Below are 15,681 nucleotides of genomic sequence, written 5' to 3'. Positions count from 1 at the left end.
AGTGTGTCCTTCCAGTGACTTCCTTCGACACCTCCCCGCAACTCAACGTCTGGCGCGCGCTGCTCGCGCTGGCCGTGGTCTTCGTGATGCTCGCGACGACCGGCTGGACCGCCGTGCACAGCCGCCCCGGCGCCACGCCCCTGGATGCCTCGCGCGCCGCGTGGAAGCACGGCCGGATCGCCGGACACGAGCTGCCGGACCCCGAAGCCTCCCCCGCACTGCTGGCCCGCTTCTTCGGCTCGCTCGGCGCCGACCAGCGTTCCCGGCTCGCCCACCGCTACCCGCTCGCGGTCGGCAACATGAACGGGGCGCCGGTGCGGCTGCGCTACGAGGCCAACCGCATCGCCCTGGACCAGCAGCGCAAGGTCGAACGCGCCCGGATGCACGACGACCGGCTGTCGCCGGTCGGGCAGCGGGAGGCGGGCCGCCTCATGCACCGCTTCGAGGCGCTGATGGCCGGGGGCCGGCAGATCCTCGCCTTCGACCCGGAGGGTTCGGGGCGGATCGCCGAGGTCCTCGGCGATCTGGACGCCGCCCGGCGCGTCTCGGTCGTCGTCCCCGGTGTCGACACCGACCTGCTCACCTTCCAGCGCACCTACCGTATGTACTCGGCGCCGGTCGGCATGGCCACGTCGCTGTACGCGGCGGAGCGCGCGGCGAGCCCTTCGACCCGTACGGCCGTCATCGCCTGGGCCGACTACACCTCGCCCGACGGCCTCGGCATGGAGGCGGCGACCGCGATGCGCGCCGAGGAAGGCGCCGTACGGCTCGACGCCCTCCTCCGCGCCCTGCCCGGCCGCGCGCCCGTGCAGCTGTACTGCCACAGCTACGGCTCGGTGGTGTGCGGGGTGGCGGCGCACGCCCTGCCGTCACGGGTGTCCGACATCGCCGTGGCGGGCAGCCCCGGCATGCGCTCCGGGACGGCCGCCGGGCTGCGCACCACGGCCCGGGTATGGGCGATGCGGGACGCCGACGACTGGATCCAGGACGTGCCGTATCTGGAGGTCGGTGGTCTCGGTCACGGTGCCGACCCGGTCTCCCGAGGCTTCGGGGCACGGGTCCTGTCCGCGCAGGGAGCGAAGGGACACGCAGGCTATTTCGAGCCGGGCACGGACAGCCTTCGCAACTTCGCCGAGATCGGCGTCGGCGCGTACGACACGGTCCGGTGCGCCCACGACACCGACATGTGCCGGGCGGGTTTGTCCGGCACGATGACGGCCGGACGCGCGTAGAAAAACAGGATTCGCGGTCTGCCCGGGGAGGCGACGGAGGAGCGCGTGCCGCATACGATGAGCCGCATGGGTGACGTACTGGCCGGATTTCATGCCGTCTGGGAGTTCGAGTCCGACTCCGTGCTCATCCGCTTCGAACGGGGGATACGTACCCCGAAGCTGTTCCAGGCGCTCGGCGAACGCCGAGTCCCCCTGGAGGCGATCGCGGGGCTGACGCTGACTCAGGGCAAGCGCGGAACCGTGGTCCTGCGCGCGGTGCCGCGGCCCGGCGCCGATCCGCTGATCGAGGCGGCGGCCGGACAGCTCAAGGAGAACTCGGACCCCTACCGGCTGGTCCTGCCCGCCGACCGGCACACCCTCGCCGAGTACTACGCCGACGAGCTGCGGGTCCTGATCACGGACGACGGCACCCCGGCCGACCGGTTCCTGGTGGCGCCGCCCCAGGCGCCGCTGCAGTTCAAGGCATACGACGGCAAGGCGTCCTTCGACGGCCGTACGGTGTCCTTCCGCTGGTCGTGGACGGGCGCGTCCTCCGCCAAGTGGAAGGCCGGCGACCAGAGTTTCCCGGTCACCGGCCTCAGCGGGGTCGAGTGGCGCTCACCCGAGGCCCTGGAGGGTCATCTGCGCCTGCTGCGACGGGACGCGGATGCCGGGCAGCCGGCGCAGCCGGACCAGGACCCGGCCGCCGTCGTCTTCGGCCTCGGGTACGGCCCGGTGCACGAGTCGCTGCCGTTCGCCGCGGCGGTGCTGTCCGCTGTGCGAGCCGCGGGACCCTCCCCGGCCGCGGTGCCCGCAGCGCGCCGGGACCCCGCGGACATCGCCGAGCGGATCCGGCACCTCGGAGAGCTGCACAAGGCGGGACTCGTCACGGACGAGGAGTTCTCCACGAAGAAGGCGGAGCTGCTGGCGGAGCTTTAGCGTCCGCCGGGCACATCCCTACTCCCGGCCCGCCGACGCGAACGTCATGTCGGGGTAGCGGTCGCCCGCCACCTTGGCCACGATCGGTTCCAGGAGCGCCAGTTCCTCCTCCGTCAGCACGATCCGGGTCGCCGCCACGTTCTCCTCGACGCGCGAGCGCCTGGTCGTGCCCGGGATCGGGACCACCGGGAAGCCGTGCACCGCGGCCTGCTGCTGCACCCAGGACAGCGCGATCTGGGCGAGAGAGACACCGTGCGCCCCGGCGACCGTGCGGATCGGGTCCAGGAGCCTCTGGTTGGCGGCCGCGTTCTCGCCGGTGAAGCGCGGCATCGTACGGCGGAAGTCCTGGTCCGTGAGGTCCGTGTCGGCGTTGGAGAAGGAGCCGGTGAGGAAGCCGCGGCCCAGCGGCGAGTACGGCACCAGGGCCACGCCCAGCTCCTTGGCGGCCGGCACCACGTTCGCCTCGATGTCCCGGCTGAACAGGGACCACTCCGACTGCACGGCGGCGATCGGGTGAACGGCCCGGGCCGCGCGCAGCTCACCGGCCGTGACCTCGCTCAGCCCGAGATGCCTCACCTTGCCCTCGCGCACCAGCTCCGCCATGGCGCCGACGGTCTCCTCGATCGGCACGTTCACATCACGGCGGTGCATGTAGTAGAGGTCGATCACGTCGACGTCCAGGCGCTTCAGACTCGCCTCGACGCAACTGCGGATGTAGGGCGGATCGTTGCGGATGACCCGCTTCATGGGGTCGTCCGGCGGGGCCGAGATCGCGAACTTGGTCGCGATGACGACCTCGTCCCGATGCGCCTTGAAGAACGGCGACAGAAACCTCTCGTTCTCCCCCGCACCGTAGGCGTCCGCGGTGTCGTAGAGCGTGACACCCAGCTCCAGCGCCCGCTCCAGGGTGGCGCGCGCCTCCTCGGCGTCCGGGGGGCCGTACGCCCAGCTCATCCCCATGCAGCCGAGACCCTGCACGCCCACCTCGGGGCCGTCGTCACCGAGTCGCACCCTCGCGATCCTGCTGTCGGTCATCAGCGCCTCTCCGACGCCGGGGCGCGCCCGGCGTCCGCGTAGAAATCGATCTTGCGGTTGAGCACCGCGAGCGTGTCCTTGAGCTCCGCGATCCGGGCCAGCACGTCCCGGCGGGTCGCCTCCAGGAGGTCGTAGCGCTCGGCGTAGGTGTGGTCTCCGGCGCGCACCAGTTCGGCGTAGCGCACCATGTCGGCGACGGGCATCCCGGTGAGCCTGAGCTTGCCGACCAGGTCGAGCCAGTCGAGGTCGGCGTTGCAGTAGCGGCGCTGTCCGGTGTGGGAGCGGTCGATGTGGGGCATCAGCCCGATCCGCTCGTACCAGCGCAGGGTGTGCGCTGTGAGCCCGGTGAAGGCGACGACCTCGCTGATCGTGTAGCTGTCCTGTCCGTCGGGACGGGGGTGCCGCTCGGGCGGTACGGAGCAGACGTCGGTCCCGTTTTCGGCCGCCTCGGCCAAGGTCTCCATCACCGTCATGACCTCCACGCTAGAACGCTGGAGTGCACTCCAAGCAAGCGGAATCAGGGGAAATTACGGAGACCCGGGTGGGCCTGCGTGACTAGCGTGCGCGCCATGAGTCTCGTACGCCGGGCCGGGCCCGAGGATGCCGAAGAAATGCTGCGACTGCGTCAGATCATGCTGGACTCCCTCTTCGAGGCCGGTTCCTCCTCACGGTGGCACGCGGAATCCCTGCCGACCCTGCGCCGCCGCCTGGCCGACGCGGACGGCGGTTTCGTCGCGTTCGTGACCGACCATCCCGGGCGGCCGGGGGCACTCGCCGCACTCGCGGTGGGCACGGTCGAGTACCGGATCGGCCGGGCGGGCAATCCGCACGGCCGGGTGGGCCATGTGTTCAGCGTCGCCACCGATCCGGACGCACGCCGCCGGGGCCACGCCCGCGCCTGTATGGAGACGCTGCTGGACTGGTTCCGCGAGCAGGACGTCCGGCAGGTCGATCTGAACGCGTCCGCCCAGGCCGAGCCGTTGTACGCGTCGCTGGGCTTCGTCCGCAAGCCGGACCCCTCGATGCGGCTGGACCTGTGAGCCGCATAGGCTCGTGTGCATGTCCCTGCAGAGCCTGGTGCTGATCGAGAACTGGCCCGTCCCCACCGCCGCCGCGGCGGTCGTCCGCGCGGACGGCACCGTGCTCGGCACGCACGGACCGGTCGGCCACCGCTTCCGGCTGGCCTCGGTCACCAAGCCGCTCGCCGCGTACGCGGTGCTCGTCGCGTACGAGGAGGGGGCCGTCGAACTGGACGAGCCCGCCGGGCCGCCCGGCTCCACGGTGCGTCACCTCCTCGCCCACACCTCCGGGCTGGCGTTCGACGAGCACCGGGTCACCTCCGCGCCCGGGGAGCGGCGGCTGTACTCGAACGCCGGGTTCGAGGTGCTGGGCGACCATGTGGCGAAGGCGACGGACATCCCCTTCGCCGAGTACGCCCGGCAGGCGGTCCTCCAGCCGCTGGGCATGGCCTCGACGAGCCTGGACGGCTCCCCCGCCAAGGACGGCGTCTCGACGGTCTCCGACCTCGTGCGCTTCGCCGCCGAGGTCCAGGCGCCCCGCCTGCTCGACCCCCGCACGGTCGCCGAGGCGATGACCGTGCAGTACCCGGGAACCAAGGGCGTCCTGCCGGGGTACGGGCACCAGAACCCCAACGACTGGGGCCTCGGCTTCGAGATCCGCGACTCCAAGTCGCCGCACTGGACGGGGACTTCCTCCTCGCCCAGGACCTTCGGCCACTTCGGGCAGTCGGGCACGTTCCTGTGGATCGACCCCGCAGCGGGCGTGGCGTGCGTCGCACTGACGGACCGGGCGTTCGGGCCGTGGGCCATCGAGGCGTGGACGCCGTTCACGGACGCGGTGCTGACGGAGGTACGGGGCTGAGGGCCGCCGGGGGCCCCTTGCGCCGTGGCCCCCGGGGCCCCTCGCCCCGCAGCCGCCAGCCCCTCCACCCCACAGCCGCCAGGCCCCTCCACCCCGCAGCGGCCGGGGCCCCTCGCACCGTGACCCACGGGGCCCTTCGCCCCAAAGCCGCCAGACCCCTCCACCCCACAGCCGCCAGGCCCCTCGCGCCGTGGCCCCCGGGGCCCCTCGCCCCGCAGCCGCCAGCCCCTCCACCCCACAGCCGCCAGGCCCCTCCACCCCGCAGCCGCCAGGCACCTTCGCCCCGGTGACCCCAAGGCCCTCCACCCCGCAGCGGCCGAGGCCCCTCGCACCGTGACCCACGGGGCCCTTCGCCCCGCAGCCGCCAGGCCCCTTCGCCCCAAAGCCGCCAGGCCCCTCTGTCCCGCAGCCGCCAGACGACCTCCACCCCGTGGACCCCAGGGCCCTTCGCCCCGTGGGCCCCGGGCCCTTCAACCCGCAGCCGCCAGGCCCCTCCGCCCCGTTGCCGCCCGGGCTCCGCGGACCGGTCGCCCGGCCTCCCGGGACCCCCGGCTCATCCCCCGAGCCGCCCGGCTTCCGACGCGGTCATCCGGGGCGACCCGGCTCCCCCGCGGTCATCCGGGGCGACCCGGCTCCCCCGCAGTCATCCCGCCATCTCCCACACCAGCAACTCCGCCCCCGTCGACGCCCCCACCGCCTCCAGGTCCTTCGCGTCCGTGATCCGGGCCGAGTCCCCCGGGCCGAGTTCCTGACCGCCCAGCCGTACGGCGCCGCGTACGACGTGCACATACGCATACGCCGCGTCCGGTACCGCGGTGCGCTCCCCCGCCGCCAGCCGGCGGACATGGAGCATCGCGCCCGCCTCGGGGACCGCGTACGGCGTGGAGTCCGCGATGCCGCGGACCACCTCGTAGGCGGGGTCGCCGCCCGGCTCCCGGGGGGCCAGCCACATCTGCACGAAGGCCAGGGGGACGCCGGCATCGTTGCGCTCCACGTGACGGACACCGCCCGCCGCACTCAGCCGCTGCACGTCGCCGGGGCGGATCACCGTCGCATGGCCCGTCGAGTCGCGGTGGGTCAGCTCCCCCTCCACCACCCATGTGACGATCTCCGTGTGGCTGTGCGGGTGCTCGTCGAAGCCGGCGCCCGGGGCCAGCCGCTCCTCGTTGCACGCGATCACGGCGCCGAACCGGAGGTTGTCCGGGTCGTAGTGTGGGCCGAAGCTGAAGGCGTGCAGGGACTCGATCCCGGCGGCCCGGTCCCCTCCGAGGTAGCGCTCACCGGCGCGCCGAACGTCCATCACAGCCACCACCGTAGCCCCGCTCCTCCCGCGCTCCGGGACCCGCCGCCCCACGCCCCCGTCCCGATAAGGCAGTCTTGTCCCCGTGCCCGAACCCCAAGCCATCCACCCCGAGCCCGCAGCGCACTCCGTCCATCCGCACGCCGCGACCCTGAAGCGGCTGGAGAAATCGTCCGGAAGTCTCGCCGCGCAGGCCATCGCGCGCATGGACGAGACGCTCCCGTGGTACCGGGCGATGCCACCGGAGAACCGCTCCTGGATCGGCCTGGTGGCCCAGGCGGGTATCGCCGCGTTCACCGAGTGGTTCCGGCACCCGGACGCCCCTCAGGCCATCTCCACGGACGTCTTCGGAACCGCGCCGCGCGAGCTGACCCGGGCCATCACCCTGCGGCAGACCGTGGAGATGGTGCGGACGACCATCGAGGTCATGGAGTCCGCCATCGACGAGGTGGCCGCTCCCGGCGACGAGTCCGTGCTGCGCGAGGCGCTCCTCGTCTACGCCCGGGAGATCGCCTTCGCCACCGCCCAGGTCTACGCCCAGGCCGCCGAGGCACGTGGCGCCTGGGACGCACGCCTGGAGTCACTCGTGGTCAACGCCGTGCTCAGCGGGGAGGCCGACGAGGGGGCCGTCAGCCGGGCCGCCGCGCTCGGCTGGAACTCTCCCGAGCATGTGTGCGTGGTGCTCGGCACGGCCCCCGACGGTGACAGCGAGCTGACGGTCGAGGCCATCCGGCGGGCCGCCCGGCACGCCAAGCTCCAGGTGCTCACGGGCGTGCTCGGCGACCGGCTCGTCGTCGTCGCGGGCGGCAACGACAATCCGCTCGCCGTCGCCAAGTCGCTCATCGGCCCGTTCGCCGCCGGACCCGTCGTCGCCGGGCCGATCGTGCCCGACCTGCTGGCCGCGACCCGGTCCGCGCAGGCCGCGGCGGCGGGCCTGAAAGCGTGTTCCGCCTGGCAGGACGCACCGCGCCCGGTGCTGGCCGACGATCTGCTGCCGGAGCGCGCGATCGCCGGTGATCCGAGCGCACGCGAGCAACTGGTGGAGGAGATCTACAGACCACTCGAGGAGGCGGGATCCGCGCTCCTGGAGACCCTCAGCGTGTATCTGGAGCAGGCGTCCAGTCTGGAAGGTGCTGCCCGCATGCTTTTCGTTCACCCGAACACCGTGCGCTACCGGCTCCGACGTGTGACTGACGTCACCGGATGGTCGCCTTCTGATGTACGCTCCGCGTTCACGTTGCGGATCGCGCTGATCCTTGGGCGTCTGGCCGAGGCAGATCCCCAGACATAGCCTTTTGTCGGGGGCCCACAAAACCCCCTGCTGTTCTTCGTCCTTGTCCTCACGGGCGGCCCCGGCCGTCCCCAAGAGAGAGTGTGAGAGTGCTCGTACTCGTCGCTCCCGGCCAGGGCGCCCAGACGCCCGGCTTTTTGACTCCCTGGCTCGACCTTCCCGGCGCCGCCGACCGCGTCGCGGCATGGTCGGAGGCCATCGGGCTCGACCTCGCCCACTACGGCACCCAGGGCGACGCCGACGCCATCCGCGACACCGCCGTCGCCCAGCCGCTGCTGGTCGCCGCGGGCCTGCTGTCCGCCGCGGCACTGGGTGACATCACGCCCGGCGCCGTCGCCGGGCACAGCGTCGGTGAGATCACCGCGGCCGGCTTCGCGGGCGTCCTCGACGACACGGCCGCGCTGACGCTCGTCCGCAAGCGGGGCCTGGCCATGGCCGAGGCCGCCGCCATCACCCCCACGGGCATGTCGGCTCTGCTCGGCGGCGAGCCCTCGACGACGCTCCCGCACCTGGAGAAGCTGGGTCTGACCCCGGCGAATGTGAACGGCGCGGGACAGATCGTCGCCGCCGGCACCCTGGAGCAGCTGGCCGCCCTGGCGGAGGACAAGCCCGAGGGCGTGCGCCGTGTGGTCCCGCTGAAGGTGGCGGGCGCGTTCCACACCCACCACATGGCGCCCGCGGTCGACCGCCTCGCGGAGGCCGCCGAGGCGCTGACGCCCGCCGACCCCCGGGTCACCTATGTCTCGAACAAGGACGGTCAGGCCGTCGCCACCGGTTCCGAGGTCCTTCAGCGGCTGATCGGCCAGGTCGCCAACCCGGTCCGCTGGGACCTGTGCATGGAGACCTTCGAGAAGCTGGGCGTCACGGCGCTGATCGAGGTGTGCCCCGGCGGCACCCTCACGGGCATCGCCAAGCGCGCCCTGCCGGATGTCCGGACCCTGGCCCTGAAGACCCCCGACGACCTCGACGCCGCTCGTGCCCTCGTCGCCGAGCACAGCGCCTGATTAGGAGCCCGAGAGCATGTCGAAGATCAAGGCACGCAAGGGTGCTCCGTACGCGCGCATTCTCGGGGTCGGCGGCTACCGTCCGGTCCGGGTCGTTCCCAACGAGGTGATCCTGGAGAAGATCGACTCGTCCGACGAGTGGATCCGCTCCCGCTCCGGCATCGAGACCCGGCACTGGGCGAACGACGAGGAGACCGTCGCCGCGATGTCGATCGAGGCGGCGGGCAAGGCGATCGCCGACGCCGGGATCACCGCCGAGCGGATCGGCGCGGTCGTCGTCTCCACCGTCTCGCACTTCAGCCAGACCCCGGCCGTCGCCACCGAGATCGCCGACAAGCTCGGCACGGACAAGGCGGCCGCCTTCGACATCTCGGCCGGCTGCGCGGGCTTCGGCTACGGCCTCACGCTCGCCAAGGGCATGATCGTCGAGGGGTCCGCCGAGTACGTCCTCGTCATCGGCGTGGAGCGGCTGTCCGACCTGACGGACCTGGAGGACCGGGCCACCGCCTTCCTGTTCGGCGACGGTGCGGGCGCGGTCGTCGTCGGCCCCTCCGAGGAGCCGCACATCGGCCCGACCGTGTGGGGCTCGGAGGGCGACAAGTCCGAGACCATCAAGCAGACCGTGCCGTGGAACGAGTTCCTCCCCCACTCCCGGCTTCGTCCGAGCGGGAGCGCCCCCACGGGCGACGCCTCCGAGCTCCCGGTGGACAGCGAGGGCAACGTCAAGTTCCCCGCGATCACGCAGGAGGGCCAGGCGGTGTTCCGCTGGGCCGTGTTCGAGATGGCGAAGGTCGCCCAGCAGGCGCTGGACGCGGCCGGAATCACCGCGGACGACCTGGACGTCTTCATCCCGCACCAGGCCAATGTGCGGATCATCGACTCGATGGTGAAGACTCTCAAGCTGCCGGAGCACGTGACGGTCGCGCGTGACGTGCGCACCACCGGCAACACCTCGGCCGCCTCGATCCCGCTCGCGATGGAGCGGCTCCTGGCGACCGGCGAGGCGAAGAGCGGCGACACCGCGCTCGTCATCGGATTCGGGGCGGGTCTCGTGTACGCCGCGACGGTCGTTACCCTCCCCTAGGCACTCCGTGCCGGATCATCCGGCACGGGACCTGCAAACACCTGCCGCTGACGCGGCGGGCGCCACACCCTGACGGATATCTACGAAGGAGCGCCTGACATGGCCGCCACTCAGGAAGAGATCGTCGCCGGTCTCGCCGAGATCGTGAACGAGATCGCCGGGATCCCCACCGAGGACGTCCAGCTGGACAAGTCCTTCACCGACGACCTGGACGTCGACTCGCTGTCCATGGTCGAGGTCGTCGTCGCCGCCGAGGAGCGCTTCGACGTCAAGATCCCGGACGACGACGTGAAGAACCTCAAGACCGTCGGCGACGCTGCCGAGTACATCCTCAAGCACCAGGCCTGATCGACCGATCACCTGGCCAGACAGCCCAGTGCCGGGCCGGCGGCCCGGTGATCCGGGCCGTTGCCCCGCCACCCGGCGGTGGCGCCGCTTAATCCTCGTATCCGTTGGAGAAAGAATTCCCGTGAGCTCGACCAATCGCACCGTGGTCGTCACCGGTATCGGCGCAACCACACCGCTGGGTGGCGACGCGGCCTCTACCTGGGAAGGCCTGATCGCCGGCAAGTCCGGTGTCCGTCCCCTCGAGCAGGACTGGGCCGCCGAGCAGGCGGTCCGCATCGCCGCGCAGATCGCCGTTGAGCCGACGGAGGTCATCCCGCGGCCCCAGGCCCGCCGCCTGGACCGCTCCGCGCAGTTCGCGCTGATCGCGGCCAAGGAGGCCTGGGCGGACGCGGGCTTCACCGACAAGGCGGGCGAGGGTGCGGATGTCGACCCCGACCGTCTCGGCGCGGTCATCGCCTCCGGCATCGGCGGTGTGACGACCCTGCTCGACCAGTACGACGTGCTCAAGGAGAAGGGCGTCCGCCGTGTCTCCCCGCACACGGTGCCGATGCTGATGCCGAACGGCCCGTCCGCCAACGTGGGCCTGCTCGTCGGCGCCCGCGCCGGTGTGCACACCCCGGTCTCCGCCTGCGCGTCGGGCGCCGAGGCCATCGGCTATGCCATCGAGATGATCCGCACCGGCCGCGCCGACGTCGTCGTCGCCGGTGGCACGGAGGCGGCCATCCACCCGCTGCCGATCGCCGCGTTCGGCAACATGATGGCGATGTCCAAGAACAACGACGACCCGCAGGGCGCCTCGCGTCCCTACGACGTCGCCCGTGACGGCTTCGTCCTCGGCGAGGGCGCGGGCGTCCTGGTCCTGGAGTCGGCCGAGCACGCCGCCAAGCGCGGCGCCCGCGTCTACGCCGAGGCGGTCGGCCAGGGCATCTCCGCCGACGCCCACGACATCGTGCAGCCGGAGCCCGAGGGCCGCGGCATCTCGCACGCCCTGCAGAGCCTGCTGGACCACAGCGACCTGGACCCGGCGGAGATCGTGCACGTGAACGCGCACGCCACCTCCACCCCGGCCGGTGACATCGCCGAGCTGAAGGCGCTGCGCAAGGTCTTCGGCGACGACGCCGACCACATGGCGGTCTCCGCGACCAAGTCGATGACCGGTCATCTGCTCGGCGGCGCGGGCGGTGTGGAGTCGGTGGCGACCGTCCTCGCGCTGTACCACCGTGTCGCCCCGCCGACGATCAACGTCGAGAACATCGACCCGGAGGCCGAGGCCAACGCGGACGTGGTCCGCGGCGAGGCCCGCAAGCTGCCGGTCGAGGGCCGCATCGCCGCGCTGAACGACTCGTTCGGGTTCGGCGGCCACAACGTGGTCCTGGCGTTCCGCACGGTGTGATCCGGGTCGCCCCCGTCGCCCATGTGAAGGGCCCCCGCCAACTCGGTGGGGGCCCTTTCGTACGAACGGGGGACGGGCGGGACACGGACGGGACGGAACCGTGGAGGGTGAAGGCCGGTCACACGACCTGGTGCAGCCACCGGACCGGTGCGCCCTCGCCCGCGTAGCGGAACGGTTCCAGTTCGTCGTCCCACGGCTTGCCGAGCAGCTTGGCGAGTTCGGCCTCCAGCTCGCTCTCGCCGCGCTGGGAGCGCACCAGGGCGGCCCGCAGCCGGTCCTCGGGGATCAGGATGTCGCCGTGAATGCCGGTGACCGCGTGGAAGATCCCGAGGTCGGGGGTGCAGCTGTAGCGCTCGCCCTCGGCTGTCGGGCAGGGTTCCGCGGTCACCTCGAAGCGCAGCAGGTGCCAGCCGCGCAGTGCGGAGGCGAGTTTGGAGGCGGTCCCGTCCTCCCCCTGCCAGGAGAACTCGGATCGCCAGGTGCCGGGCGCGGCGGGCTGCCGGATCCAGTCGAGGTTGACGCGCGTGCCCAGCACGCCCGCGACTGCCCACTCGACATGCGGGCACAGTGCGCGTGGCGCGGAGTGCACGTACAGGACTCCACGTGTCGTCACCTGAACCTCCGGGCAGACCGCGACATCTTGTAACTTTACGGATCGGGTGTGGCAGGGCGGCCACGGGGCGAGGCTACCGTGCGACGGGGCAAGGAGTGTGACGTACCGTCGGTCCCGGTACTCCCGAACCCCGAGGTTTCACCCAAGGGGACGCGGGGCTGACCCAGCGTGTTCGAAGCGCTGCCGAACGACTGCGGATGAACCGTGCACGGACCGACCGCCGTGTCATGACGAACGAGGGGACCAGGGGATGCGGAAAGCGGGGCGTCACTCTCGGGCTGTCGTCGCGATCGCGGCGGCGGCCGTCCTGGGGCTCGCCGGCTGTGACACCTCCGGCGGGGACGGGGCCGTTCGCCGGGAGAGCACCGCACAGGCGCATCCGTCCCCGCGGCCCACTCCGGCCTGGGACCGCTCGCCCGGCTCGATCGCCGCCGTGGGCGACTCCATCACCCGCGGCTTCGACGCCTGCACCGTGCTGTCCGACTGTCCCCAGGCGTCGTGGGCGACAGGCAGCGACACCGTTGTGGACAGTCTCGCCGTACGGCTGCTCGGGGTGACCGGGGCCGCCCGGCACAGCTGGAACTACGCGGTGACCGGGGCCCGGATGGCGGACCTGCCCGGACAGATCGCGCAGGCCGTGCCGCGGAAGCCGGAGCTGGTGACGGTGATGGTGGGCGCCAACGACGCCTGCCGCTCCACCGTCTCCGCGATGACCCCGGTCGCCGGTTTCCGCGAACAGTTCCAGGAGGCGATGGACAGCCTGCGCGCGGCGCTGCCGAAGACGCAGGTGTATGTGTCCAGCGTGCCGAACCTGAAGCGGCTGTGGTCGCAGGGCCGCACCAGCCAGCTGGGCAAGCAGGTGTGGAAGCTGGGCATCTGCCCGTCGATGCTGGGCGACGCGGACGCGCTGGACGCCCGGGCGGCCAAGCGGCGCGACGCGGTGCAGAAGCGTGTGGAGGCGTACAACCGGGTCCTGAGGGAGGTGTGCGCCAAGGACCGCCGGTGCCGCTTCGACGGCAACGCGGTCTTCGACTACCGCTTCGGGACGGGACAGTTGAGTCACTGGGACTGGTTCCATCCGAGCCGGGACGGTCAGGCCCGTCTCGCCGAGATCGCCTATCGCACCGTCACCGCGAAGAACCCCGTGGCCTAGGGGGTCACAAGCCCCGGTCCAGGGGTCAGGACCCGGACCGGGGCTGCTCGTGGGGAGACCTGTCCCGGGTGAGACGTTAATCGCCGTGGTGACCTGGCGGTCGGCGATCGGGCGTCCGGCCGCAACCTCGTACGAACCCTTCACAACCGGGGCCGGGCACCGTGGCCCGTGTCACGTCGGTCACGCGATACTACGGGGCGTCCGGCAGCATGCACCCACGGCGACGGAAGGACAACCCTCCGTGCATTCCATACGCGTTCGGATCGGCATCCTCTCACTGGCCCTGCTCGCGGGGTTCGCGGCCCCCGGCACGGCGACGGCGGACAGCGCCCCCTCGGCGACCGTCGAGGAGCAGCGTCTCGACCGGGCCGTTCCCCAGGAGATCCTCAGGCGCTCCGGCTTCGACTCGATGGCACCGCGGTTGGCGCGGGCGCTCGCGGAGGCCCACTCGTACGCGCAGGCCGAACGCGCGGTCGTCCGCCAGGGGTCCCTGCTGTGGCGGCGGGCCGTGGAGCGGGCGCAGGGGCGGGGCCCAACCGCATGCGAAAGGCGCGAGGCGCTTCCCTGCGAAGGTGGTGGCGGAGGGGCGGGCCTCAGCCCCGACGACGACCGGCCGCTGTACTGGGCCCGGCTGGGAATGACCCGGGAAGTGCGGTCCTGGGAGCCGGAGTTCGGGCTGTCGGATGAGCAACGGGCCCGGTTGCTGTCGGAGTTGGAGGTCTCCTCTCGCGGGCAGGACTCCGTCCGCTTTCCGCTCGGCAGGGCCGTGAAGCGGATCCTGGTCACCGGCTTCGACCCGTTCACGCTGGACCGGGACATCCGTATCTCCAACCCGTCCGGGGCCACCGCGCTCGCGCTCGACGGCACCACGATCCAGACGGCGGGCGGCCCGGCGCGCATCGAGGCCGTCGTCTTCCCGGTGCGCTGGCAGGACTTCGCCGACGGGACCGTGGAGCGCACCCTGCGGCGGCATCTGCCGCGCGTGGACCTCTTCACGACCGTGAGCCAGGGGCGCATCGGCCGCTTCGACATCGAGCGGACCAACGGGGCCTGGCGGGGCGGGTTCCCGGACAACGACGGGATCGGCCGGACGGAGACGATCCCGGTCCCCGATCCGGCCACCCAGCCGCAGTGGACGTCGACGACCCTCCCGTACCGCGCGATCACGTCCGCGGACACCGGGCGCTTCCCCGTCTTCGACCACACGGAGGTCACCGAGATTCCGGCGGGGGGCGGCGATCCCGTCGTACGGCCGGACGGCCCGACCTTCGGGTCGACGGCACGGGCCGGGGGCGGCGGCAACTATCTCTCCAACGAGATCGCGTACCGGGCGACGCTGCTGCGGGACCGGCTCGGGCTGCACGACCGGCTGCCGGGCGGGCACGTCCACACGCCGGTCCTCGAGTTCGGAGCGGGGAACACGGATCCGGCGACCGGAGCGGTCACCGACCCGGCGTTCGTGCGGAACCGGCTGGACATCGTCGCGCAGGTGCGGGCGATCGTGACGGCGGCGGCGAACGCGACGTTCGGTGCCGGGGTCAGGAGCCGCTGACCGGCTCGTCCTCGTCGCCGTCGGCGGTCTCGTCGGCGTCCCGGGCCTCGGCCGTCTCCTCCCCCAGCAGGTCGCGGGCGAGCAGCGTGGCGCCCGCGACCGCGCCCGGCATCAGGAAGACGGCGACGAAGGGCACCAGGAAGGCGAGTCCGAGGGGCGTGCCGAAGCCCCATACGAGCAGCTTGCGGGAGCGCAGCAGGGTGAGGCGGTCGCGGAGTTCGACGCCTCGGCGCTGGAGGGCGACGGCGGTGAGTTCCTCGGTGAGGAAGAAGCCGGTGACGAAGAAGCCGATCACCGGGACGACGGTCTGTCCGACGACCGGGAGGAAGCCGAGGGCGAAGAGCAGGACGCCCCAGAGCGCGGCGCGGACGAGGATGCGGAGGCTGTCGCGGGCCGAGATCCACAGCTCGCGGTGGAGGGGCAGGCCCGACTGCGGGGCGGTGCCGTCCGGGGAGACGTCACGGTCGACCCTCTCCGAGAGGCTCTCGTAGAAGGGCTGGCCGACGAGGAGGGTGACGGCGGTGAAGGTGAGGACGGCGAGGAGGAGGGCGAGGGCGAACAGGACGACGGTGAGGAGGCCCCGGAACAGGCCGAGCCAGGGGCTCGGCCAGTCGTCGGCGAACGGGGTGGCCCAGGTGACGGCGTCGTCGCCCCAGATGGCCAGGGCGGTGAGCGCGGCCCCGTAGAGCACGAGGGTTATCAGCCCGGGCAGCAGGCCGAAGCCGTACTGCCTGTCGTGCCGGGCCATCCACCGCTGGCCCTCGAGCAGACGGCCGAATCCCACCCCAAGATCGCGCATGGGGGAACTTTACCGAGTCGGTGGTGAGCCGCCAGACCCCGTGGCCGGGCAGGGGCGAAGGCCACGCCCCACGTCCAG

At 72.1% G+C, this 15,681-nt stretch carries 16 protein-coding genes; 11 read left to right on the top strand and 5 right to left on the bottom strand.

What is annotated here, in order from left to right; translation table 11 throughout:
- Positions 1-14: 14 nt before the first annotated feature.
- On the top strand, positions 15-1,232 hold the full coding sequence (locus tag LZ604_RS04835; RefSeq protein ID WP_234512872.1) for an alpha/beta hydrolase: 1,218 nt from the start codon (positions 15-17) through the stop codon (positions 1,230-1,232).
- Between the two features lie 66 nt (positions 1,233-1,298).
- Complete coding sequence (locus tag LZ604_RS04830; RefSeq protein WP_234512871.1) at positions 1,299-2,150, top strand: DUF4429 domain-containing protein; 852 nt, start codon at positions 1,299-1,301, stop codon at positions 2,148-2,150.
- Positions 2,151-2,168: 18 nt separating this feature from the next.
- Here LZ604_RS04830 and LZ604_RS04825 read toward each other — a convergent pair whose 3' ends face one another.
- Entirely contained in the window at positions 2,169-3,185 is a 1,017-nt protein-coding gene (locus LZ604_RS04825; RefSeq protein ID WP_234512870.1) for an aldo/keto reductase, read from the bottom strand.
- The gene (locus LZ604_RS04820; protein ID WP_234512869.1) at positions 3,185-3,658 is read right to left on the bottom strand and encodes a MerR family transcriptional regulator; all 474 of its coding nucleotides are present in this window, start codon (positions 3,656-3,658) and stop codon (positions 3,185-3,187) included. The genes LZ604_RS04825 and LZ604_RS04820 overlap by 1 nt, the downstream gene beginning before the upstream one ends.
- A 96-nt stretch (positions 3,659-3,754) precedes the next feature.
- On the opposite strand from LZ604_RS04820, the gene LZ604_RS04815 reads away from it, so the two are divergent.
- Together LZ604_RS04815 and LZ604_RS04810 are read left to right on the top strand one after the other, a co-directional pair.
- The gene (locus LZ604_RS04815) at positions 3,755-4,225 is read left to right on the top strand and encodes a GNAT family N-acetyltransferase (RefSeq protein ID WP_234512868.1); all 471 of its coding nucleotides are present in this window, start codon (positions 3,755-3,757) and stop codon (positions 4,223-4,225) included.
- 19 nt (positions 4,226-4,244) lie between these two features.
- Positions 4,245-5,066, top strand: coding sequence for a serine hydrolase domain-containing protein (locus LZ604_RS04810; protein ID WP_234512867.1), 822 nt, complete (start codon positions 4,245-4,247; stop codon positions 5,064-5,066).
- 643 nt (positions 5,067-5,709) lie between these two features.
- Here the strand turns inward: LZ604_RS04810 and LZ604_RS04805 are convergent.
- The gene (locus LZ604_RS04805) at positions 5,710-6,366 is read right to left on the bottom strand and encodes a pirin family protein (protein WP_234513103.1); all 657 of its coding nucleotides are present in this window, start codon (positions 6,364-6,366) and stop codon (positions 5,710-5,712) included.
- Positions 6,367-6,451: 85 nt separating this feature from the next.
- On the opposite strand from LZ604_RS04805, the gene fasR reads away from it, so the two are divergent.
- The 5 genes from fasR (at position 6,452) to fabF (ending at position 11,486) form a co-directional block, all read left to right on the top strand.
- The gene (gene fasR / locus LZ604_RS04800) at positions 6,452-7,657 is read left to right on the top strand and encodes a fatty acid biosynthesis transcriptional regulator FasR (protein WP_234512865.1); all 1,206 of its coding nucleotides are present in this window, start codon (positions 6,452-6,454) and stop codon (positions 7,655-7,657) included.
- An 89-nt stretch (positions 7,658-7,746) separates the two neighbouring features.
- Positions 7,747-8,661 carry an ACP S-malonyltransferase gene (locus LZ604_RS04795; RefSeq protein ID WP_234512863.1) on the top strand — a complete coding sequence of 305 codons (915 nt, stop codon included), beginning with the start codon at positions 7,747-7,749 and terminating at the stop codon, positions 8,659-8,661.
- Positions 8,662-8,677: 16 nt separating this feature from the next.
- Positions 8,678-9,745 (top strand): ketoacyl-ACP synthase III, encoded by a 1,068-nt coding sequence (locus LZ604_RS04790; protein ID WP_234512862.1) that lies wholly within the window; start codon positions 8,678-8,680, stop codon positions 9,743-9,745.
- A gap of 99 nt (positions 9,746-9,844) precedes the next feature.
- Positions 9,845-10,093 carry an acyl carrier protein gene (locus tag LZ604_RS04785; RefSeq protein WP_043440034.1) on the top strand — a complete coding sequence of 83 codons (249 nt, stop codon included), beginning with the start codon at positions 9,845-9,847 and terminating at the stop codon, positions 10,091-10,093.
- A gap of 121 nt (positions 10,094-10,214) precedes the next feature.
- Positions 10,215-11,486, top strand: a complete 1,272-nt coding sequence (gene fabF, locus LZ604_RS04780) for a beta-ketoacyl-ACP synthase II (RefSeq protein ID WP_234512861.1) — start codon at positions 10,215-10,217, stop codon at positions 11,484-11,486.
- Between the two features lie 118 nt (positions 11,487-11,604).
- Here fabF and LZ604_RS04775 read toward each other — a convergent pair whose 3' ends face one another.
- The gene (locus LZ604_RS04775) at positions 11,605-12,099 is read right to left on the bottom strand and encodes a DUF3145 domain-containing protein (RefSeq protein ID WP_234512860.1); all 495 of its coding nucleotides are present in this window, start codon (positions 12,097-12,099) and stop codon (positions 11,605-11,607) included.
- Between the two features lie 250 nt (positions 12,100-12,349).
- Between LZ604_RS04775 and LZ604_RS04770 the strand changes: the two genes are divergently transcribed.
- Positions 12,350-13,252, top strand: coding sequence for an SGNH/GDSL hydrolase family protein (locus LZ604_RS04770; protein ID WP_234512859.1), 903 nt, complete (start codon positions 12,350-12,352; stop codon positions 13,250-13,252).
- Positions 13,253-13,493: 241 nt separating this feature from the next.
- On the top strand, positions 13,494-14,804 hold the full coding sequence (locus LZ604_RS04765) for a pyroglutamyl-peptidase I (protein ID WP_234512858.1): 1,311 nt from the start codon (positions 13,494-13,496) through the stop codon (positions 14,802-14,804).
- On the opposite strand, the gene LZ604_RS04760 is transcribed toward LZ604_RS04765, so the two are convergent.
- Entirely contained in the window at positions 14,791-15,603 is an 813-nt protein-coding gene (locus LZ604_RS04760; protein ID WP_234512857.1) for an EI24 domain-containing protein, read from the bottom strand. The two genes, LZ604_RS04765 and LZ604_RS04760, sit on opposite strands and share 14 nt — an antisense overlap.
- Between the last annotated feature and the right edge of the window lie 78 nt (positions 15,604-15,681).

Origin of the sequence: Streptomyces glomeratus, assembly GCF_021462825.1 — a bacterium.
GTDB classification, from domain to species: Bacteria; Actinomycetota; Actinomycetes; order Streptomycetales; family Streptomycetaceae; genus Streptomyces; species Streptomyces glomeratus.
The sequence above is the reverse complement of the archived record's forward strand: the minus strand, read 5'-3'. Positions and strand labels throughout refer to the sequence as shown.